16 protein-coding genes are annotated in these 23,303 nt (G+C 30.8%); 8 read left to right on the plus strand and 8 right to left on the minus strand.

Annotated elements, in window-relative coordinates; genetic code table 11:
* Nucleotides 1-4 precede the first annotated feature (4 nt).
* The 3 genes from Q1A15_RS20450 to Q1A15_RS20460 form a co-directional block, all read right to left on the minus strand.
* A complete protein-coding gene (locus tag Q1A15_RS20450; RefSeq protein WP_299628223.1) occupies nucleotides 5-3,340 on the minus strand; it encodes an RHS repeat domain-containing protein in 3,336 nt (1,111 codons plus the stop codon).
* Between the two features lie 183 nt (nucleotides 3,341-3,523).
* Nucleotides 3,524-3,757 (minus strand): hypothetical protein, encoded by a 234-nt coding sequence (locus Q1A15_RS20455; RefSeq protein ID WP_299628225.1) that lies wholly within the window; start codon nucleotides 3,755-3,757, stop codon nucleotides 3,524-3,526.
* 16 nt (nucleotides 3,758-3,773) lie between these two features.
* Complete coding sequence (locus Q1A15_RS20460; RefSeq protein WP_299628226.1) at nucleotides 3,774-4,067, minus strand: DUF6787 family protein; 294 nt, start codon at nucleotides 4,065-4,067, stop codon at nucleotides 3,774-3,776.
* A 149-nt stretch (nucleotides 4,068-4,216) separates the two neighbouring features.
* Between Q1A15_RS20460 and Q1A15_RS20465 the strand changes: the two genes are divergently transcribed.
* The 6 genes from Q1A15_RS20465 to Q1A15_RS20490 are packed head-to-tail and all read left to right on the plus strand — an operon-like array spanning nucleotide 4,217 to nucleotide 7,880.
* Entirely contained in the window at nucleotides 4,217-4,597 is a 381-nt protein-coding gene (locus Q1A15_RS20465; protein ID WP_299628228.1) for a hypothetical protein, read from the plus strand.
* Between the two features lie 13 nt (nucleotides 4,598-4,610).
* The gene (locus Q1A15_RS20470; protein ID WP_299628229.1) at nucleotides 4,611-5,762 is read left to right on the plus strand and encodes a hypothetical protein; all 1,152 of its coding nucleotides are present in this window, start codon (nucleotides 4,611-4,613) and stop codon (nucleotides 5,760-5,762) included.
* 43 nt (nucleotides 5,763-5,805) lie between these two features.
* The gene (locus Q1A15_RS20475) at nucleotides 5,806-6,114 is read left to right on the plus strand and encodes a hypothetical protein (RefSeq protein WP_299628231.1); all 309 of its coding nucleotides are present in this window, start codon (nucleotides 5,806-5,808) and stop codon (nucleotides 6,112-6,114) included.
* A gap of 11 nt (nucleotides 6,115-6,125) precedes the next feature.
* Entirely contained in the window at nucleotides 6,126-6,668 is a 543-nt protein-coding gene (locus Q1A15_RS20480; RefSeq protein ID WP_299628233.1) for a YceI family protein, read from the plus strand.
* Complete coding sequence (locus Q1A15_RS20485; protein WP_299628235.1) at nucleotides 6,646-7,029, plus strand: hypothetical protein; 384 nt, start codon at nucleotides 6,646-6,648, stop codon at nucleotides 7,027-7,029. Before Q1A15_RS20480 ends, Q1A15_RS20485 begins: the two co-directional genes overlap by 23 nt.
* Nucleotides 7,014-7,880: a DUF5777 family beta-barrel protein gene (locus Q1A15_RS20490; RefSeq protein WP_299628237.1), complete on the plus strand. Its 867-nt coding sequence runs from the start codon at nucleotides 7,014-7,016 to the stop codon at nucleotides 7,878-7,880. Before Q1A15_RS20485 ends, Q1A15_RS20490 begins: the two co-directional genes overlap by 16 nt.
* 61 nt (nucleotides 7,881-7,941) lie before the next feature.
* Here the strand turns inward: Q1A15_RS20490 and Q1A15_RS20495 are convergent, their stop codons facing one another.
* Both Q1A15_RS20495 and Q1A15_RS20500 read right to left on the minus strand, forming a co-directional pair.
* Entirely contained in the window at nucleotides 7,942-8,721 is a 780-nt protein-coding gene (locus Q1A15_RS20495; RefSeq protein ID WP_299628239.1) for a class I SAM-dependent methyltransferase, read from the minus strand.
* A 6-nt stretch (nucleotides 8,722-8,727) separates the two neighbouring features.
* Nucleotides 8,728-11,790 (minus strand): DUF2723 domain-containing protein, encoded by a 3,063-nt coding sequence (locus Q1A15_RS20500; protein ID WP_299628241.1) that lies wholly within the window; start codon nucleotides 11,788-11,790, stop codon nucleotides 8,728-8,730.
* 292 nt (nucleotides 11,791-12,082) lie between these two features.
* On the opposite strand from Q1A15_RS20500, the gene Q1A15_RS20505 reads away from it, so the two are divergent.
* A complete protein-coding gene (locus Q1A15_RS20505) occupies nucleotides 12,083-16,954 on the plus strand; it encodes a hypothetical protein (protein ID WP_299628243.1) in 4,872 nt (1,623 codons plus the stop codon).
* A 29-nt stretch (nucleotides 16,955-16,983) separates the two neighbouring features.
* The gene (locus Q1A15_RS20510; protein WP_299628245.1) at nucleotides 16,984-17,283 is read left to right on the plus strand and encodes a hypothetical protein; all 300 of its coding nucleotides are present in this window, start codon (nucleotides 16,984-16,986) and stop codon (nucleotides 17,281-17,283) included.
* A 153-nt stretch (nucleotides 17,284-17,436) separates the two neighbouring features.
* On the opposite strand, the gene Q1A15_RS20515 is transcribed toward Q1A15_RS20510, so the two are convergent.
* The 3 genes from Q1A15_RS20515 to Q1A15_RS20525 form a co-directional block, all read right to left on the minus strand.
* The gene (locus Q1A15_RS20515) at nucleotides 17,437-19,476 is read right to left on the minus strand and encodes an OmpA family protein (protein ID WP_299628247.1); all 2,040 of its coding nucleotides are present in this window, start codon (nucleotides 19,474-19,476) and stop codon (nucleotides 17,437-17,439) included.
* 11 nt (nucleotides 19,477-19,487) lie between these two features.
* Nucleotides 19,488-20,411, minus strand: coding sequence for a type IX secretion system membrane protein PorP/SprF (locus Q1A15_RS20520; protein ID WP_299628249.1), 924 nt, complete (start codon nucleotides 20,409-20,411; stop codon nucleotides 19,488-19,490).
* A gap of 39 nt (nucleotides 20,412-20,450) precedes the next feature.
* The coding region (locus Q1A15_RS20525) for a gliding motility-associated C-terminal domain-containing protein (protein ID WP_299628250.1) at nucleotides 20,451-23,303 on the minus strand (2,853 nt) is incomplete at its 5' end.

Below are 23,303 nucleotides of genomic sequence, written 5' to 3' on the forward strand. Positions count from 1 at the left end.
ATCTTTAGTTTTTGTAGTTGTACTGGTGTTCTGTAACAATATGACCTTCTGAATTTCTAATCAACTTTAGTCTATTAAATTCATCATATTCATAATAAATTGTTTCACCTCTTGGATCAGTAATACTTGTTACTCCAACTAATGGATCGTAAGTAAATGTGGTTACTAATGCTTCTTTTAAAGCTGTTAAATTACGTAGGTTGTTTAATGCAACACGTAAAGCGCCTTCTGATCCTGTTGTATTAATACTTCGATCATTATCGTTATTCGATAAGGTTTGAAGATTTGTAATTGTAGCTGACGGAATTGTGCTTAAGGTTGCTCCTTCTATTTTAGCAATAGGCTGCGTTTGATTGTATCCCCAGATATAAACTACTGAAGTCCCGTCTTTTTTACTTACCTCGGTCGGATTCCCTTTGTTATCATAACTATGGAAAACTACTCGGTCTTCTAAAATTTGACTTCCTTTACTCGTTTGAACTTTTTCTGGCATATAAATACTATTTCCAAAATCTTTATAAATCGTATTTTGTTTACTTAAAGTTGTAGAATTTACACCTACTGTTTTTATAGTTTCAACTTGTAATGGTTCTGAAATACGATTTTGTGATATTAATCTAGTATTATTAAAATCGTGTGCAAACTTTCTATTGGTTGTGATAATTTCACCTTTACTATTTGTTATTTTTTCTTGATTAACAATTGATGGTGTGCTTGAAGAATGTTTATACTCTATTCTTTGTATAATATCTGTATTATCAAATTTTTCTGTTATAACTGTTGATTTTAATCTATACCACTCACTATAACCTAAATATTTTGCAAACCTATATGCATTTAGCTGCGGATCTTTTATAAGTTTTACTCCAATAAAATCGTATTGTAATTGACCATAACTACTGTAATTATTAATTTGTTGCCTTACTGGTGTATAGTTTGAATTTATTTGATTCCCATCTTTCTTATACGCTACCTCTTTTAAAAGATGTCCTTCTTTCCATGTCAAATGAATATTAGGTATGTTTTTAAGCATACTCTCATGAGTAGTGCTTTCTATATGCGGATAAATCTCTGGTTTAGAGAATGTATACTCTGTTTTATATGTATTACTAACAGTTTTTGTTATATTTTCGTAGCTTATTACTCCTCTATTTTCAAAAAATAAAGAAGACATACTACTTGATGATAATCTAGTTGCTCTTTTTCTTTCTGCGATTACATAATCATCGAAAAAGAATGGATTGTTTGATGAAAATCCACTTGTTAATGTAGAACCGAACTTATTATAACTATAGGTTTCTGTTTTTTGCACATTATTTTCATCAGTAAGTGTTATTTTTTTTACTCGTAATCCACCAACATTAAGATGGTCTGGAGTTTCATCATAATAATTGTACATGTATACTCTAAAGTTAGCTGATGGACTTGTTCCACCAACTCCATCTATTGTACCTAGACCTCCTCCAGCAAAAGTTGTACTACCTTGAGCAACTATTTTATAAGTTCCAGGTACTAAATCTAAATCAAAAAGCTTTGATGAAAACACATAGTTGTAACTTGGATTAGAAATACCTTTAATACTTAATCTATACTCGCAAGATGGATTAGTATCTATCGATGTACTACATCCTGTTAAGATATTTACATTAACTTTAACAGGTCCTACAGAATTAGCAGGAATAGTGAAGACTTTTTCATATAGAATATCATTTACTTTATTCGTATTTGACTTCTCAAATAAAACACTTCCGTTTTTTAATCTATTACTTAAATTATAATTGTAATTACCAGTATAATATTGTTTTTTAGAAAATGCTCCTATTAATTCTGAAACCGTATTAGTTTCATATTCATAGTTCACTTTACCACCTGTTGGATAAGTTATCTCTTTTAAAACACCTTTTTTTGCCATTATAGTATCTACAGATCTGTCAGAATATCCTCGATAATAAGAACCAATACTTAAAAAATTAGAAAAAGTAGGTAATTTTAATTTAGGTATTAAATTTTGATTTGTATGTTTTCCATTGTAAAAACCCCAATAATCCTGAGCATTCGAAAATCTGGACGGAAGAGCATTTGGATCATTGTACGAAAAAATATGAGATGGTAATCTTTCTATTTGATTCGAATTTGTAACGTTCTCTTCATATACTTCACTAAGAAATAATCTAGATTTTCTCTTTTGAGCATCTCCTAAATAATCTAAATTATTAGGTGCATTACTAGATTGAGAATAAAAATAATTTAATTTTAATCGTTTAACTAAATTATTACTTTTATCTAAAACACTTATTGATTTTAAAGCATAAGAATCGTGATCTTTTCTTTTAACACTCTCTCGCTCAAAGATTACTCTCCCATTAGAACATTCAATTTCACTAATAAAATACTGGTCTTGAAAAACTCCAACTACAGATTGACTAAACCTATTATAATCAGATAAACTATGATTTATAATTTCACTATCACCGCTTCTAGAAAAAGTTTGGGTATTAGGTTCGTATTTAAAATACTTAAAATTTACAGTTCTATTATTTGGTGAAATAATTTCAACCAAATGCCAAGTCATAGTATGTGTTGGTATAAAATTAGAATTTACTGAATCATCTCCATTTTGATCGACAGAAAATGAAACAGAACTTCTGTTTTTATCAGTTGCAACATAGGTTCCATCATTTTTGATTCCAAAATAAAATTTCATTCCATTAGGCACTGTAAAAACCCATCCCAGAATTTCTTTCGAAATACTAGAATATTTTGGTTCTATTTTTATATCTGAATAAGGTGTTTGAACAAAAATCTTCTGTTTTTGATTATAAAAAAAAGTACCACTATATCCAAGAAAAGAAAATTTATATATATCAGATTCAGTATCATAATTATTAAAAAAATCAAGACTCTGCGATGCCATACTTTGATCAAGAAGAGAAAAAAAGTCTCCAAATTGATATGCAACATAATCTCTTGATGATTCTAAAGTTTTAGTAGTATGGATAAAACCAAAAGTTTTCATATCGTCTGGTTTTCCTTTAACTATTCTACTAACTGTTCCTCCTGAATTTAAACTCCAATTCGTTCCTACCCAAGAAGCCACATCTTCAACCTTAACACCACCTGCATGATAAGATAGTGATATAGGTACATTAATGTTTCCTTCCGTAACCGAATAAAAGGGAATATTTATACTTGGAACTCCTGTATAATAGTTTACTGGAGTTTCTAAATAACGATCAAACGATGCTACGTTTGGTGTTGATGGGACTACATTTGGTAGGTCCTGACTGAATAATACAGTAATGCTTGATACATATAACATGATCAATACGAGGTTTCTCATAAGAAAAGGTATTTAGCAATTAATTAATAACAATTTTTAACGCTACGAAGATACCTCTTTTAGAAATTAAAAAACTTCTCTAAATTGTTAAATTTACAATCACTTTTATTATTAAACTTATAATCAAACCAATATATTTAAAGAGGCAAAAAGTCGCATTCCAGTTTGAATATTTATATCAAATTACACCAAATAATTAAACATTGAAAACAAAGCCAAAAACGACCAAATAAAAATCATAATCCAATATAGTTTAGGATGTTCTTTTTTAGTTACAGATTCTACAAAATTAATTTCTTCACTTCTAATAATATGAACTAAACCTATTAGTATAAATAATGCCCAAAACCAATCCCATTCAAAAATTACAGCTAATATTAGTAATATCAATGCTAGTATTGTTTTCCACTTATCCATTATTTTTCACTCGATTTTAAATTGATATTCCAAATCGTTTAAGCATCTTCTTTTCCATATTCCAAAAGAATTGAAATTGACCGAAAATCCAACCAAAAGCAACTAAAAAGAGCTGATAAAATATAAAGCTAGCAATTATAAATAACGGATAATATACTATTGCTGGCACATTATTTAGAGTTAAGCCTAAAGCTTTTAAAATCGGTCTGCCAATTATAACTGATGAAGAGCCTGTTATTGAGAATATAAAAAAGATAATTAAGAGTTCTCTTGTTGTTTCTATTCCCCAACGCTGTTTAATTTTTTCCATCTAAAAAACTTTTCGCCAAAAGTATAAATGCCACTATACATCCATTTTGATTTATATCAAAAAACAAGGAAAAACATGATTTTGACATAGATCAAAAAAACTTTTTCTCATCCTTCACAATTTTGCCTCAGCATTAAAAATCTTAAACAGTGAAACAATTTTTATTAATCATAACAATCATTTTAACGGCTTGTTCAACAAAAATTGACCAAAGAGTTTTTGGAATATGGAAAACCAATAGCAACTACTATAAAGCAACTTATAAAATTGAAAAAGTCAATAAAAAAATTATAGGAAAACTTCTGTATTACAACGATGGTACTACTGTGTTACATGAAACAAAAACTAAAAAAGACATCTTTATAAAAGATCTTAAATATAAAAACCAATGTTATGTTGATGCTGTATCTGGTGCTACAAAAACTGCTACTCAGAACTATAAAATTAAAGTAAAACATAACGATACTCTAGAAGTAACTACATACATAAGAAATACACCTTTAATCGAAACTTGGACTAGAAAACAATAACACTAAATAATTTATGAAAAAAAGACTTATTATTTTAGGAGCTTTTACCGCTCTATTTTTAACAAACTGCGACGATAATAGTAGAGATATAACTGGTGGAACTACACCTACAATTCCAACGAATCCTGTTGCTGAAGTAAAACCTGCTGATATTATTGAAGATGGATTTGATTTTCTTGAAAAAATGCAAGGACATTGGGTAGGATCTAATAAAGTTATTGCTGATGATTATCCTTGGTTTGCTTGGGATTATCGAGCAATTTCTCCTTCTCACATTCATGGAATTCATGAAGGTGGAACACTTGGTAATTTATTCACTTCTTTCTTTGTTACGAACTATAAAGGAAAACGAACTATTATGGCTCGTAATGGTGGTTTATTGAGTGGTATTTATAGAACAAGTTATTTTGTTTTAGACAAAGTTGAAAATCGAAATTCTGAAGGAAAATATTATCGTTTAGTAGATGCTGTTGGTGGTGATAACATCATGTACATGGAATTACGATTTAAAAACGATAGTTTATATTTTAATTCTTACACAAGTAATTTAGGAAATAGAGTTCCTACACGTCATATGACTTTTAAGGGAAAAAAGATGCACTTCGAACTTGCTCAAACTGCTGCTAACGCAACTAACTTTCCTCAAAACACAATCGATCAAGGTTTAGATTTTGCAAATGGATTTGTTACAGAGAATTTACATGTTGATCAGCAAGGAACTGCTCCTAAATCAGCAACTTTTTTAGCTTCTCAAAGCAATAATAATGTTTATGAATTAGCTCCACAATCCAGCGATCCTTATACTATAATTGATCATCCAAGATTAGGAACACTAACCGTAAATATTACTAGAAACACAAACATTACTACCGATAATTTGTTAGTCTATTTATCTAAAGATCCCTTAACAGATACTGATGGGTATTTTACTCAATCTGCTGGAGCTTTTGATACTTTGCTTCATTTCCCAACTTTAGAAAATGGAGAAAATAATTTTCTTTTCACTTATTTACATCCTGGAACTTATTACTTAACTATTGTATCTGATAAAGATAGTAACGGAGCAGCTGGTCAAGGAGATATTACAAGTATTTCAAAACAAATAACTATAGCTCCACTTGAAAATAAAATTGAAGACGTAACCAATATCGATATTCAAAATTAATCTTATGAAAATCATTCAAAAATTATGTTTAATCGTTTGCACGATGATACTTGTTAATTGTACAACTGCTGAAATTCCACTTGTAGGTCAAAACCCTATTAACAGAACAGTTACTTATACACAAGATATACAGCCTATTATTTTAGGAAATTGTTTGACTTGCCATAGTTCTGTAAACCCAAGAAATGGATTGATTTTAGAAACCTATGAACAAGTTAGAAATTCTTCGGAAACAGGAACTTTAATTCCTCGTATCAACGACGCGGCAAACCCAATGCCACAAAGTGGACTTTTAGCTGCTGATAGAAGAGCGCTTTTCGATCAATGGAGAGCTGGAGGTTACATCGAATAAAAAGAAAAATCATGAAAAAATTAATCATTATAACTCTATTACTGATTTCACAATTAGTAGTAGCTCAAAAATATTTTACAAGAACAGGTACAACTCATTTCAAAGCCTCAGTTGAAGCTTTCGAACCTGTGGAAGCCGTAAACAATAGTTCTACTACAATTATAAATGTAGCCACAGGAGATATTGCAGTTCAATTATTTATTAGCGCTTTTCAGTTTAAAGTCGCTTTAATGCAAGAGCATTTTAATGAAAATTATATGGATTCTGATACATACCCAAAAGCTACTTTTAGAGGGAAACTCAGTAGTTTTTCATTAGAAAACTTACAAAATCAAAAAGATTTTCCTCTACAAGGTACACTTACTATTCGTGGAATAAAAAAAGAAATTAACACTATTGCAAAGGTTTCTATTGAAGATAATATTATAAAACTTTCGAGTAATTTTTCTGTACAACCTCAAGATTTCGGAATTGAAATTCCAAGTATTGTACGTAAGAAGATTGCAGAGAAAATAAATATAAAAATCAACTATGAATTGGCTGAAAAAAAATAAGCTCTTGGTAGGAATTGGCTTATTCCCTCTTATTGTTTTTTTGGGGTATAAATACACATATAAACCTCATAAAACAATTGAAAATCTTGTTCCTGTATACACAGGAAATGCTATAGAATTCTTACAAAAAGCAAGTCTCGATTTTAAGCAATGGAACACTAAGATTATTAAAATAACTGGACAAGTTACAGGTATTGACACTAAAGGAATTACACTAGACAATCAGATTTTCTGTCAGTTAAAACATGTTGAAAAATTATCAATTCTTAGTCAGAATCAAAAAATTACAATAAAAGGTCGTGTCGTTGGATACGATGATTTACTAGAAGAACTAAAACTAAATCAATGTATACTAAAATAAACGCTTTTCTAATCATGCTGTTAGCTACTTTACAGATAAATGCACAGGATGATTTACTAAATGAACTTGATAACGCTACAAAAGATGTAAAACAATTCGATTTACCAGCTTTTAAAGCCATGCAAATAGGTAATTTACAATCGACTAAAATTGCTGATAAAGGAGATTTATATTTAGTTGTTGCCCATAGATTTGGATCTCTAAAAGATGGAATTGATGAATTCTTTGGATTAGATCAAGCTAATACTAAAATTCAGTTATTATATAGCTTTTGGGATCATATTCAATTAGGATTAAGCAGAGATAGCTTTGAAAAAACTTATTCTGGTACTATCAAATTTGGACTAACAAAACAATCCAATAAGTTTCCTTTAAACATTGTTGGTTATGCTAGTGCAGATATTAACTCAGAAATAAAAAAATCGAATTACCCTAATTTAAAATTTGGTGATCGCATGAGTTATACCTTCCAACTTTTGGCTTCTCGTAGAGTTTCTAAAAACTTGTCTCTACAAGTTGCTCCTTCTTTTGTTCGACAAAATTTACAAGATTTAAATGCTACAAAAGAACGAAATCATAATCAGTTTTTAATGGGAATTGGAGGTCGTTTAAAAGTTAGTAAACGTATGAGTATTAACCTTGATTACGCCTACAACTTTAATAAAAACAAGAACTCTATATATAATAATCCGTTGACTTTGGGTGTAGATATTGAAACTGGAGGACATGTTTTTCAACTATTATTTTCAAATGCTAGAGGAAGTAATGATAGTGCTTTCTTAACAAAAGCACAAGGAGATTGGAGTAAAGGGGATATCTCTTTTGGATTTAATGTTGTTCGTGTTTTCTAATTATCTGGGATTATTAAAAAAAGACTCTCCAAATGGAGAGTCTTTTTGTTTTTCTATTTTCTTACTTTTCTAAAATGCAAAAGAAATCTAGCGTTTTCACTGAATAAGCTTTTAACGTATAATCTTCAGAATTAATATCAATAACTTCTGATTTGTGTTGTTTTAAAAGCTTTTTTCTATTCATTCTATTCAATAATTCATAAGGAATTTTGAGTATCCAAGCAGGTAATTTTTCATGTAAACTGAAAACATCTAACTTCAAAATTTTTAATACAGAAGCCTCGTTATTTCTATAATACACATCTGTTTTACTATTCCCTTCAATTCCTTTTATGGAAATATTAGTAAATACCTTACTTAAAACTCTTTTCAATTCTTCATGTTTATATTCTCTGTAATGCCATGGATTTCTAACTATGGTTTTATCTGCATTTGGTGTGGTTAAAAAAGCTTTTCCTCCTGGTTTTAGAACCCTAAAAATTTCACTTAAAAACAACGCATCGTTTTTAATATGTTCTATAACTTGAAAAGAAACTATAGAATCGAAAGAATTATCGAGTATATTTTTTAATGGTGGAATTCTTTGCTGAATGACATCTGCTTCTGGATATTTACCTTTTAATGACGTTACCGAATAACTAGATTTATCTATAAGTGTAAGTTGAGATACTTTTGAATGGTAAATTGCTACTCCATAACCTTCACCACAACCAATTTCAAGTGTATCTCCCTTAATTAAATCTTTTACAACTTCGTAAGCTTTTCTAGTTCTGAGATATAAAGGTCGATCTGAAATTATTTTGGAAGATGTAACTTCTGTTGAGAAAAAATATTTTAACATGTATATTTAATAAGGCCAGTTTGTATTATACCATTTTTGAAATCTAACTTCAATAGCTTTTGCATCTTCTTTAAGTGTGCTTCCTTTTTCTAAATTCAGATCGGAAAACTGATGAATCATTTGAAAATACATTGTTTTCAATCTATTTGCATATCGAACATTTATAATAGGATTTGGTGGATTAAAAGAAATCAACCATTCTAACTCTTCTTTAAGGTTCTTAATTGCTGTTAAACAAATCTCTTCTCCTTTTTGTGGAGCATTTGTTCTGAAGTATAATTTTCCAATTGCAAAGGCATATTGTTTAAACGGCACCGTAGCATTAGGAAAACTTTGAACACTTGTATTTAAAATATCTTTAGCTTTTTCAACTTGATTTTCTTCTAATAATGCTTGCGCCAAGAAGTAATAATTTCGTCTTAAAATTTGCTGCGCATAAGCTCGATTTTCATAATCTATAAAAACATCTGTATCAATAAAATCCTTAAAATGAATATCTTGTTTAAATAAACTATATGATGTTTCTGTATCTACAATTTTAGGATTCAATCCGTTTTTAGCTCTAATTACTGGCGCCAATAACTCTACCATTCCTTTCTGAATTGTAAATTGCTTTAAGCCAACATAATGATTTGTATTTCCATTTATTGCAAAAGCAATTGGTCTTTCGTTAATATTTTCTTGAACGATATTTAAAACACTTAAATCATTTATTCCATAAATATCTTTTGAGTATTTCCAGTTAATTTTATCAATAAGCTTTAATTGTAGTTTATCCGTATTTAATTGTTTAGCAAATTGCAATGTATCCACAGAAATAGAAAACACATCTGATGGTATATAATGAATTTGCTTGTTATAAATCGTTTTTGCTGATTTCGGATTCGCTAAAAATTGAAACAACATATCTAAATTGACAGGTTGATTTGTTTCTTTTTGTAATGGTAAAACTTCTTGCGGATCTTTTTTGTAAATATGCTTCGGAAGTGAAATTTTAATTCCTTTTGAAGTATTCATCGTTAACTTTAACTTTTCGATATACCAATCTAAATTCAACTGATCGAAATTCACAACTCTTACATCTGTTCTATAATTTTCAACTTCTTGCAAATACCATAACGGGAATGTCATATTATCTCCATTCGTAATTAAAATCGTGTTCGGCGGACAAGAATCTAAATATCCTTTAGCAAAATCTCTCGCGAAAGTATCGTTTTGTCTATTATGATCATCCCAACCTTTTACCAGAAGTTGTGCTGGTACTGCAATTAACACTAATATAGAAACTCCAGTTGTTAAAAGTTTTTTATTTGAAATGAAAGAAAACCATTGGTATAATTGTGTTACAGCCAAACCTATCCAAATACAAAACGGAATAAAAGAACCGATAAAAATGTAATCACGTTCTCTAATTAAAATACTCGAAGGTGTTGGGTTTACGTATAATGTGATTCCTAAACCAAAAGTGAAAAAGAACAATAATGAAGTAAAGAAATGTACTGGACTTTTCCTAAGGAAAAACAAACCTAAAAGTCCGAAAATAAAAGGTAAAAAATAGTAAACATCTTTACTTAAATCATTCTTATAACACTTAGGAATCTTAGACGATTCCCCTACTCTATTCGCATCTAAAAACTCGAAACCGCTAATCCAATTTCCGTTAAGAATTGTTCCTGCTCCTTTATTATCATTTTGTTTACCAGTGAAATTCCAAAATAAATATCTTAAATACAACCAGTTTACTTGATAATTATAAAAGAAACTCAAGTTTTCTTTAAATGTTGGTTTATATATTTTCTGATTTTTATCCATTATTGGATAAACAATAGATTCACCTTTAACCGTTGTCCATGTATTATAACCAGAAATATCAGCAGGTTTTGTACTAAACATTCTAGGAAAAAAAGTACTGAATTCTCTAGCGAAGTTTTCTTGACTTAAAACTCCGTCATCAACTTCAATATATTGCTTTTTTTCTTGATCATAATAAAACTTTGGTTTTCCGTTAACCAAAGGTCTATTCTTATCTAAAGGTGCATTAAAATAATATCCTTTTAACAAAGGAATAGTACTCACACCAAACTGTTCGGCTTTTATATACTTGAGTAACTCTAAACTGTTTGAAGGATTATTTGAAATTGGTGTATTGCCGTTAGCTCTAATTAAACTTGCTCCATACGGACTGATTCCAATGTAAAAAAACAGCAAACAACCACTTATTAGAAGTAGTTTTTTATAATGCTTAGTTATTGATAACCAAAACACTACAAAAAAGATTACTAAAAACAACAAATACAGTACTAATAATCCACTATTTACCTGAAAACTTAATGTATTTACAAAGTATATATCCAGTTGTAACGCAGCTTTTAAAAATCCTTGAATTGCGAATCCATATATCAATAAAAATAGAAATACACCACCACCTAAACCGATTGCTATATTTTTTAATGAAAATTTATACTTCTTTCGAATAAATATCAGTGAAATTGGTATTACTATAGATATGTTTATTAAGTGAACTCCTGATGAAAGTCCGAGTAAAAGTGCTATTAAAAACAATAATTTAATCGCTCTTTTTCTATCTGTAGTTTCTAGCCACAACATGGCTAAATACCAAACTGTAACTAACAATAAAAAAGATAAAGTATACACTTCTGTTTCTGTAGAAGAAATCCAAAAACTATGAATAAATGCCAATGTTAATCCACTTATAATTCCATTAATAATTGGTAGAAATGTGTTTGTTGAAAGTTCAGAATTTCGAATAGAGTTTTTAGTAATAATTATTGTAATAAAATACACGATCATTACTGTTAATGCTCCGAAAAATCCAGAAATAATGTTGCTTAAAAAGGCAACACTGACAAATGGAAAAACTCCCATAATTACATTACAAATTAACATGTAAAAAGGTGATCCTGGAGGATGTGTTACTTGCAATTTATAATTACTAGAAATAAACTCGGCACTATCCCAAAAAGAAATCGTATGCGACGAACAAATAACGTAAATCACAAACACGATTGTGAACAATAACCAACCAATAATTTGTTCTTTTTTCTTCATTTTATGCACTATGGTTCGCGTTAAAAGATATAAGTTTTTTCCATCTAAAAGATAAAAAATTTTTCTTCTAAATTATTTTTAAAAAAAAGTGGATTAAAAAAACAGGGTACTTAAAGAGTTAACTGTTCTATAAATAGGCACATTTATAATTTGCAAACAACAAAAACAAAACATCAACACAAAATACTGAAAAACAACAGTATATGTTTTGTCCGTTTTTTGTCCGGTATAATTATAAGTGTAATCCTTTAATATTTAATTTATTTGAACAGAATTTAAAATCCCAATTCACATGAAAAAATTATTCCCTTTAATAGTTTTTTTTCTCTCTGTTTTCTATTCAGTAAAAACAGAAGCACAAACCCTTAATGAAATTCAAGGTACAGGATCAGGAGTTAGTATTACAACTGGCGATTATAATACCATGTTTGGTGATAGTACTGGTTCGGCTGCTACAGTTACTTCTAGATTAACATTTTTTGGATTTGGAGCAGGTAAGAATGCTAATAGTACTAGTAGTTTTGGCGGATCAATAGGAATGGTTGCTATTGGTTACATGGCAGGGTATTCAAATACTACTGGATTTGACAACATATTTATAGGAGAAGAAGCTGGTCGATTAACATTAACAGGTGGAGACAATACTTTTATTGGAACCGAATCTGGAGAAAATAATACTACTGGATACGATAATACTTTTGTTGGTGAAGAATCTGGTACGAAAAATACGACTGGATATGAAAATACTTTTATTGGTGAAGATGCTGGTATGAGCAACACTACAGGTTATAAAAATGTTTTTGTTGGTAATGAAGCCGGAATTTCTGCTGACGTTGGATACAGAAATACAGCTGTAGGTAGTGAAGCCATGAGCGATGTAGATGACGGGCATCATAATACTTCCATCGGAGATTCTTCTGCAATTGATATTGGAGATGGAATTTATAATACTATGATAGGAGCTGCTTCAGGTCCTGCAACAGAATGGGCAGATTTCAACACTTTTGTTGGGGCCATGTCTGGTTGGGATAATAATAGAACTAACAGTACCACAAATGCAAATCGTAATACTTATGTTGGTTTTTTATCTGGAGCTTCTAACAGAGAAGGTCAAGATAATGCTGGTTTTGGAGCTTTTTCAGGATATGGAAGAGCTGCAGGAATAACATCTTCAGGAGATTTCACTGGTTTTAGAGGAAATACTATTCGTCATAGAACTACATTTTTTGGTTCTCAAGCAATTGCTGCCCAAAATGATGTAATCACCATGGGATACTATTCATACAGTAGTGGTAGATTTGGTATTGGAATTGGTAACGAAGGAAATATGGCAGATGCCACTGGAGCCATTGGTATGGGATATCAATTTGTTACTACTAATAATGGTGATTATTCTGTTGGAATTGGATATCAATCTAATATTTCACAATCTGATGCTGTAGGTATTGGACGAGCTGTAGATATTGATAATACACAAGCTGTGGCAATTGGTGCTAATACTGTTGCTCAAAATAATGGAGCCATTGTTATTGGATATGGAGCACGATCAAATGATATCATAGATAGTTCTCCTACTGGTCCAACGCCTAGTGCTGTTGAAGCAACTAATAATATTGCCATTGGATATAATGCTGTTGTAAATGCTAGTAATTCTATTACTATTGGTAATGGAGCTACAACTTCTTCAGCAAATGCAATGATTTTAGGTGGAGATGTAAACCCTGTACGAGTTGGAATAGGTACAAGTGATCCAAACGAATTTGCTTCATTAGATTTAACTGGAACAAATAAAGGTTTAATTGTAAACCGTATGACAACTGCACAAAGAACAGCAATGCAACCAAGCTTTCCTACGGTACCAACTTCTCCTGGAATTAGAGAAACTGAAGCTGGTTTAATCGTTTATGATACAGACGAAAACTTACTATACTCTTGGAACGGAACTGAATGGGTTACTTTATTAGCTGATAATTTAGGAAATCATACTGCTACTACTACTTTAAATATGGGAGATAATGTAGTACGATTTAATTTTGGAGAAACTAATGGAGTAGAATTTAATAACAGTGAACGTTATAAAATTTCATACGGAGGAAGTGCGAATTACGATTACGGTCCGGTTACTGGTGTAAGTATCAAAAACTCTATGAGTACTTCAACTAGTAATGGTTGGACTTGGGGACCTTATAATGCACCTCCTGTAGCTGCAATTAGCACAGAAGGGAAAATGCAAATTGCAAATAGTTTAAACATAGCAGGAAATTACGAATTTCCAGTTGTAGATGGTACTGCTAATCAAGTATTAGTTACAGATGGTTCTGGAGCATTAACTTGGACATCTAGAAATTTGTCTTACGATGTCGATACTGGTCTATTATCTATCGGAAATGGAAATACAGTACAGCTAAATGATATTATTGGAGGAGGAATTTCCGGAGATTCATTAAGAATTGACCATCCGAATGGAGGTGCTAGATATATAGATATTGGTGCTATTTTTAAGCAAACTAAATACAATAACACGAATAAAATTTTATCATTTGGATTAAATCAAGATGTAGATTTATCTGATTTAGCTCAAGACTTAACTTTAACAGACAATACATTAGCTTTATCTAATGATGCTACTTCAGTTGATTTAGCTAAGTACTTAGATAACACAGATAATCAAGCATTATCGTTAGTTACGAATACATTAAGTATTTCTGGAAACGCAGGAACAGTAGACCTTTCTTCTTATTTAGATAATACGGATAATCAAGATTTAACTCTTACAGGAAATACTTTAGGGCTTACTAATGATGCCACTACAATTGATTTAGCAAAGTATTTAGATAACACAGATAGTCAAGCATTATCGTTGGCTACGAACATATTAAGTATTTCTGGAAATGCAGGAACTGTAGATCTTTCTTCTTATTTAGATAATACGGATAATCAAGATTTAACTTTATCTGGAAATACTTTAGGATTAACGAACGATGCGACAACTATCGATTTAGCAAAGTATTTAGATAACACAGATAGTCAAGCGTTATCGTTAGCAACAAACACATTAAGTATTTCTGGAAATGCTGCAACTGTAGATCTTTCTTCTTATTTAGATAATACTGATAATCAAGACTTAACTCTTACAGGAAATACTTTAGGATTAACGAACGACGCGACAACTATCGATTTAGCAAAGTATTTAGATAACACAGATAGTCAAGCATTATCGTTAGCAACAAATACATTAAGTATTTCTGGGAATGCAGGAACTGTAGATCTTTCTTCTTATTTAGATAATACGGATAATCAAGATTTAACTTTATCTGGAAACACTTTAGGATTAACTAATGACGCTACAACTATCGATTTAGCAAAGTATTTAGATAACACAGATAGTCAAGCGTTATCGTTAGCAACAAACACATTAAGTATTTCTGGAAACTCAGGAACTGTAGATCTTTCTTCTTATTTAGATAATACAGATAATCAAGATTTAACTCTTACAGGAAATACTTTAGGATTAACGAATGATGCAACAACTATCGATTTAGCTAAATATTTAGACAACACAGATAGTCAAGCGTTATCATTGGCAACGAACACATTAAGTATTTCTGGAAATGCTGCAACTGTAGATCTTTCTTCTTATTTAGATAATACGGATGCACAAACAATTGCTTTCTCTGGAACAAACTTAAGTATTGCTAACGGAAATACAATCGATCTATCTAGCTTACAAGATGGAACTGGAACTGACAATCAGGATTTAACTTTAACTGGAAATACTTTAGGGTTAACTAACGATGCTACTACTGTTGATTTAGCTAGATATTTAGATAACACAGATAGTCAAGCATTATCGTTAGCAACTAACACATTAAGTATTTCTGGAAACGCAGGAACTGTAGATCTTTCAGGTTATTTAGATAATACAGATGCGCAAACAATTACTTTATCCGGAACGAACTTAAGTATTGCTAACGGAAACACAGTAGATTTAGCTAGTTTACAAGATGGAACTGGAACTGATAATCAAGATTTAACTCTTACAGGAAATACTCTAGGATTAACTAACGATGCTACATCTGTTGATTTAGCTAAATATTTAGATAATACAGATGCGCAAACAATTACTTTATCGGGAACGAACTTAAGTATTGCTAACGGAAATACAATAGATTTAGCTAGTTTACAAGATGGAACTGGAACTGACAATCAAGATTTAACTTTAACTGGAAATACTTTAGGATTAACTAACGATGCTACTGATGTTGACTTAGCTAAATATTTAGACAATACAGATGCACAAACAATTGCTTTATCTGGAACGAATTTAAGTATTGCTAACGGAAATACAGTAGATTTAGCTAGTTTACAAGATGGAACTGGAACTGATAGTCAAACATTATCTTTATCTGGAGCTACTTTAAGCATTGCTAATGGAAATAGTATTGATTTATCTAGTTTACAAAACGGAACTGCAACAGATTCTCAGACACTGGCAGTTTCTGGGACCACTTTAAGTATTGAAAATGGAAATACTGTTGATTTATCAAGTATTCAGGATGGAATTGGAACTGATAATCAAACTTTAGAGTTAATAAATAATAATTTAAGTATTCGTAATGGTAACTCAATAGATTTATCTGCATATGTAAACTCTGATAGTCAAAACTTAACTGCGGCAACATTATCAGGTACAGATTTAACAATAGAAATTGAAAATGGTGCTTCTGTATCAGTAGATTTAGCTCCTATTGTTTCTAACTTACAATCAGAATTAACTACAGCACAAATTCAACTTGCAAGATTACAATCTCAAATGACAGATGTATTATCTCGTATAGAAACTATTGAAAATTGTGCTTGTGATGCTACTTTATCTGTTGGTGGTAATACTCAACCAAGACAAAAGAGTCCGAAATTATATCAAAATATTCCAAATCCATTTAGTAGTACTTCAACTATTAAATACTATTTGCCACACGATATAAATAATGCTTCTATCATTTTTACTGATGGTGTTGGAAAAGTAATTTCAAAAATTGCTTTAGAAGATCGTGGTGAAGCTGAATTAAATATTAATAGCGATAGATTACCTGTTGGAGTTTATCATTATACATTAATAGTAAATAATGTAAAAGTAGATAGCAAACGAATGATTATAAAATAGATTATTTTATTATATATAGTTTTTTTCACATGAAAAGCATCGCAGTTTTGCGATGCTTTTCTATTTTCAAAAAAGAAGTAATTAAGAATTACAAGACAGATATAACCATACTAAACATTTGTAAAACGAAACCGAATAACAACAACATTAAACCATACTGCGACATCACAAAGATTTTAGTTTCTTCATCTTTTTCTAATGATGAGTCTACTTTAAGTGCTTTGTACAACCTTTTATTCGGAACACCATATTTTGAAATAAGTAATATTCCAATCATTTCTATAACTATGCTTATTATACTAAGAACCATGTTTTCTTTACAAAATTAGTTTGAAATCAGATTTTGATCAGTATTGAAATTTATTTTGAAACTATTTAAAACTACTCTAAAATAGATCTATTTTCTTTTTCTGATACTGCATAAAAAAAGCATCAACTCATTTTTGAGTTGATGCTTTCTATCTTACTTAAGATTTATCTATTTACATTTTTATGATAATAAATTCTGATCTTCTGTTCAATTGATGTTCTGCTTCAGAACACACAACTCCATCTGCACATTTATTTATCAATCTAGATTCTCCGTAACCAATAGCACTTTCCAATCGATTTGCAGCGATTCCTTGACTTATTAAGTAATCTCTTGTAGATTTTGCTCTTCGATCTGATAATGCCAAATTGTATGCATCTGTATTTCTAGCATCTGTATGAGATTCAATCTTAATAACCATTTTAGGATATTGTGTCATTAAAACTACAATTTTATTCAACTCAATAGCTGCATCATTTCGAATGAAAGACTTATTCAAATCAAAATAAATTATTCCAATTTTTATTTTAAGAACTCCGCCTTCTTCTACGATAAGTTTATCCAAAGTTTTTAATCCTAAAGGAACGATAGTTTCACCAGGAATTTTATCTGTTAATACAGGTTTATCTTTTTTACCATATCCCGTTTTCTGTGCTTCAACTTTATATTTTGTATCACAATCTAATACTGTATTAAACTGATAAGCTCCATTAATATTGGTAACCGTAGTTTCTAATTGCGCGCCTTTTTCGTTGTATAAAATCACATTTACATTTGCAATTCTCTCACCAGTAACTTCGTTAGAAACATAACCTCTGATGGATTGATCACACTCTGGTTTTTCTTCTATGATTGGAACTCTAATGAACGAATAAATATCGTCGTCACCTTTACCTGTTGATCTGTTTGAAGCAACAAATCCTCTATTTAATTTTTCTTTTATAATAAATGAAAAATCGTCTAACTTACTATTTAAAGGTGCTCCTAAATTTTTAGGTGTACTAAAAGTTTCATCAATTATTTTACTTTGATATACATCTAAACCACCTAAACCTAAATGTCCGTCTGAAGCAAAATACAAAGCTTTATCTGTAATGAATGGAAACATTTCTCTTCCAGCAGTATTTACTTTTTCTCCTAAATTTCTCGGTTCAGAATAACGTACCTTATTAATGGAATCATTTTCTTTATTTTGAAAAACATCTACAACAAAAATATCTGTTCCTCCAATCGATCCTGGCATATCTGAAACAAAATATAATAACTTTCCATCGCTACTTAATGTTGGATGTCCGACTGAATATTCTTCACTATTAAAAGGTAGTTCTTGAATATTTTCCCAAACTTCTTTTCCTTCTTCATTTTGTACTAGATCGGCTCTGTATAATTTTAAATGATTGGTTCCTTTGTCGTCTCTTCCAAGTTCACCATCGTAATTATTTCGGGTAAAATAAACACTTTTCTGATCTGGTGTAAATGTTACTGTAGCTTCGTGATATCTAGTATTAATAGTTGACGAAAAATCTTCTACATTATCTATATCAGATTCAATAGCATTTAAATCTCCAACATATAAATTTAGAAATGGTTGTTCATTCCAATGGTAAATTCTAGTGTGGTAATTAGACGAATCTGCTGCTGATGAAAAGATCAATTTATCTTTATAATACATCGGTCCGAAATCTGAATACTCAGTGTTTATTGATAAATTTTGTAAAACGAATTGTGGTTTGATATTTAAAACATCTTCAATAGTTTGATCGATTTGATCGTAATTCACAGATCTATCATCTACTTTTTGAGTTTTCTTTGCAAACTCTTTCATCCATCGTTTAGCTTCATCATACCTACCGATTCCTTCTAAACTATGTGCATATCTAAAAATGTATTCTGGATTAATATTTGGAAAATATGTTGATATAAGTTTGTTATATACTCTTTCAGCATTTTCCATGTCTGTATTAAAAAAATAGGCATCTCCAGTTCTTTTTAAAACACGTAAATAGTTCTCTCCTCTATTTTCTTTATTTCTTAATAAACTATTCAATTCTGTTTCATAAGCTTGCGCAGCTTCTTTATACCACATTTTCTTAAATAGCTTGTCTGCTCTCGGAGTTGAACTTTCAATATCTAAACTATCTGAAACAAAATTCTGAGCTAAGGAACTTTGGAATATACTTAAAACGAAAATTAATATAATAGATTTTTTCATTGTCATAAACTTTAAAAGAAACGTGGTGATTTTAATTGTTTTTCTTTGGTCTTCAATTCAAATCGTAACATGATTTCATGTGTTCCTGAATTAAAATCTCCAAGTCTAGTTGTAGTTAAATCGTAAGCATATCCTAATAATAATTTAGGACTCAATTGAAATCCTAATAAACCACTAAAAGAATCATCCCAACGATAAGCAGCTCCTAATCTTAATGTATCATAGATTAAAAAATTGGCAGATAAATCTACAATAGCAGGCGCTCCTACTACAAACTTTCCTAAAAATGCTGGCTTAAATTTTACGTTATCACTAAGATCAAATACTTTTCCTGCGATTAAAAAATAATGCAATCGTTCTGCGCTAACATCAAAACTTGTACTACTAAATGTATCTCGATCGAAATGTTTATTCGTTAAAAAGTTAGGAACAGAAATTCCTAAATACGATTTGTCATTTCTCCAATATAAACCTGCTCCAAGTGTTGGCAAAAACTTGTTGTTTATTGAATTTACATCTGGATTGGTTTGAAAACCATCAAACAAATCTACATTTAACAATCTACCTCCTGCTTTTAATCCAAAAGATAATCTACTTTTATTCCTCAATTTAATTGTATAAGAAAGGTTGGCATCTAGATATAATTCTCTAGATGGACCTAACTTATCGTGTACAAAAGCAACTCCTAAACCAAGGTTATTACCAATTGGTGATTCTACAGTTAACGACTGTGTTTGCGGAGCTCCTTCAATTCCTACCCATTGTGTTCTATGTAAGGCCACTACTGTTAAGTGACCTCTAGAACCAGCATAAGCTGAATTTACGGATAATGTATTAAACATATAATTAGTGTACTGTGGATCTTGCTGTGCTTTACCAGAAATAGCACTAAAAACTAGAAACAAGACTAATACTATTTTAAATTTCAAATACATTTTCAATTTTTATTTTAATTTTTTTATTTGATTTTGATCTTATCTTACTATATATAACCATCCTACTCTAGCTTCTGAACCATCTCCTAAATCTAGAACATAATAATAGGTTCCTATTGGTAATCTTTCATCTTTATTGATAACTGCTCTACCATTAGAAATTCCATTAAAGCTATTGTCGTAACCCTGTTTTTCGTAAACTATATTACCCCATCTATTGTAGATTTCTAATTTATTATTAGGGTATCTATCAATACAATCGATATAGAATACATCATTTTCTCCATTTCCATTTGGTGAAAACTTATTATGAATGGTTAAACATATAGGTGAAATTGTAACACTATTACTATCGTTATTTGGATTTCCATCGATTTGATCTAAAGACTGTAAAGAAGCTGTATTTTCATAATCGTTTATATCTAATACTTTTACTTCAATCTCTAGTAATTCAATTGCTCCTGAAGGAACAGATGGTATCGTCCAAATTCCAGCTGTTGGATTATATGTTCCTGATGTAGCAACAGAACTCATATACTCATATCCACTAGGTAATGCCTCAGCAATTACAACAGAAGTAGCATCTAAACTTCCTTCGTTTGTTACCGTAATTGTAAAATTAATAACGTCATTAATTGCTGGTTCTGCAACGTCTACTTGCTTGTTAACAGATATATCTGCAGTAGGTGTATTGATTGAAATTGCGCTTTCATCATTTTCACTTTGATCTCCATCATCGTTATTTGGAGTACTATTTGGATCGAATTGATCACTTTCTGTTATTTGAGCAATATTTAAATATTCTCCTGCTTGTAATGTTGGCATATTAACTGTTGCTTCATAAGTGATTGTTAATCCTGTTAAAGGAATATTCAATCCAGACCAATTAATCGTGTTTCCTGTTAAAACTCCTCCATCACTAATATTCGTAATATTGCTATAACCAATAGGAATACTATCTTCTAGAGCTACTCCTGTAGCAATATTCGGACCTGCATTGTTAACCTGTAATGTAAATGTGATTACATCACCTACATTAGCATTAACATTACTCACTGATTTTATCAATTCTAAATCAGAAATTCCTACTTGAACTGTAAAACTAGCTTCATCATCATCATCAATTCCATCTCCAAGATCATCAACAGTATTATCAGCTGTAACATCACTATCAGGATCAATTTGATCTACTGCTTTAATTTCAGTTTCATTAGTGAATTCTCCTGGAATATCTGCTGGTGTATTTACAATAACATCAATAAATAATGTTTGCGAACCATTAGCAGGAATATCATCTACTGTCCATAATCCTGTTACTGGATCATACGAACCTGAAGTCGCACTAAATTGCTGATAAACAAAACCTGATGGTAATAAATCTAATACTTCAACATTAGTAGCATTATCTGGACCTGCATTACTTACATTAATTTGGAAACGTAATGCATCTCCTGGCTGTGCACTTGTAATACCTCCTACAGTTGTTTTATTAATAGAAAGATCGGCAACTGTTTGGATTGGTACTGTAACTGCCTCTGCATAATCATCTTCCGTCGTTACTCCATTTCCAGGTGTTGAATCGCTATCTACAACATTAGAAGCTGAAACTTCTGCTGTATTTAAATAAACTCCTGTTGGTCTTACTCTTACATCTATTAATAATGTTTCTACATCTCCGGTTGCTAAATTTCCAACAGTCCAAATTCCTGTGTTTTCATTATATGTTCCTGTTGAAGAACTAAATGTTTGGAAATCGTAACCAGAAGGTAATAAATCGGTCACTTCAACTCCTGTTGCTGTTTGCGGACCATCATTTCTAACTGTTAATACAAAAGTGATTTCATCTCCAACTAATGGAGTTGTATCACCATCTACAACAGCTTTTGTTAATGATAAATCTGCTATTGAAATTACTGGTGTTGTTATAGCGCTATCTTCATCATCTTCACTTTGATCTCCATCGTCATTGTTTGGAGTAGAATCGGCATCGACAACATCTGAAGCACTTATTTGTGCAATATTTAGATAATCTCCTGTTGGATTTACTAATACATCAATTAATAATGTTTCTGAAGTTCCGCTTGCAATATTACCAACTGTCCAAATACCTGTAGCTTCGTTATAAGTTCCTTCTGTAGAACTGAACAATACAAAGTCGTATCCTGAAGGTAATAAATCTGTTACTTCAACTCCTGTGGCATCTTGAGGTCCATCATTAGTTATTGTAATCTGGAATGTTATTTCTGAACCTACTAATGGAGTTGTATCTCCATCAACAACAATTTTGGTTAATGATAAATCTGCTATTGAAATAACTGGAGTTACAATAGCATTATCTTCATCATCTTCACTCTGATCTCCATCATCATTGTTTGGAACAGAATCAACATCAAATACATCTGAAGCTGTTACTTCAGCAATGTTTAAATAATCTCCAGTTGGATTCACTAAAACATCAATTAATAATGTTTGTGATTCACCTGAAGGAATATTACCTACTTGCCAAATACCTGTAGCTTCATTATATAAACCTGCCGTTGAACTATATAAAATGAAATCATAACCAGAAGGTAATAAATCTCGAACTTCAACTCCTGTTGCATCTTGCGGACCATCGTTAAATACTCTAATTTCAAAAGTGATTTCTGAACCTACAAGCGGAGTTGTATCTCCATCAACAACAATCTTAGTTAATGATAAATCTGCTTGATTAACTATTGGTGTTATACTCGTTTCATCGTCATCATTAATTCCATCTCCATAATCATCTGCAGTAGCATCACTTGTTGGATCACTATCGGGATCAAACTGATCGCTGGCACTAATCTCTGCATTGTTCGTATAACTTACTCCTGCACCTGGCGCATTAACCGTAGCCGTATAACTTACACT

The sequence above is a fragment of the uncultured Tenacibaculum sp. genome, assembly GCF_947495995.1.
Classification (GTDB): domain Bacteria; phylum Bacteroidota; class Bacteroidia; order Flavobacteriales; family Flavobacteriaceae; genus Polaribacter.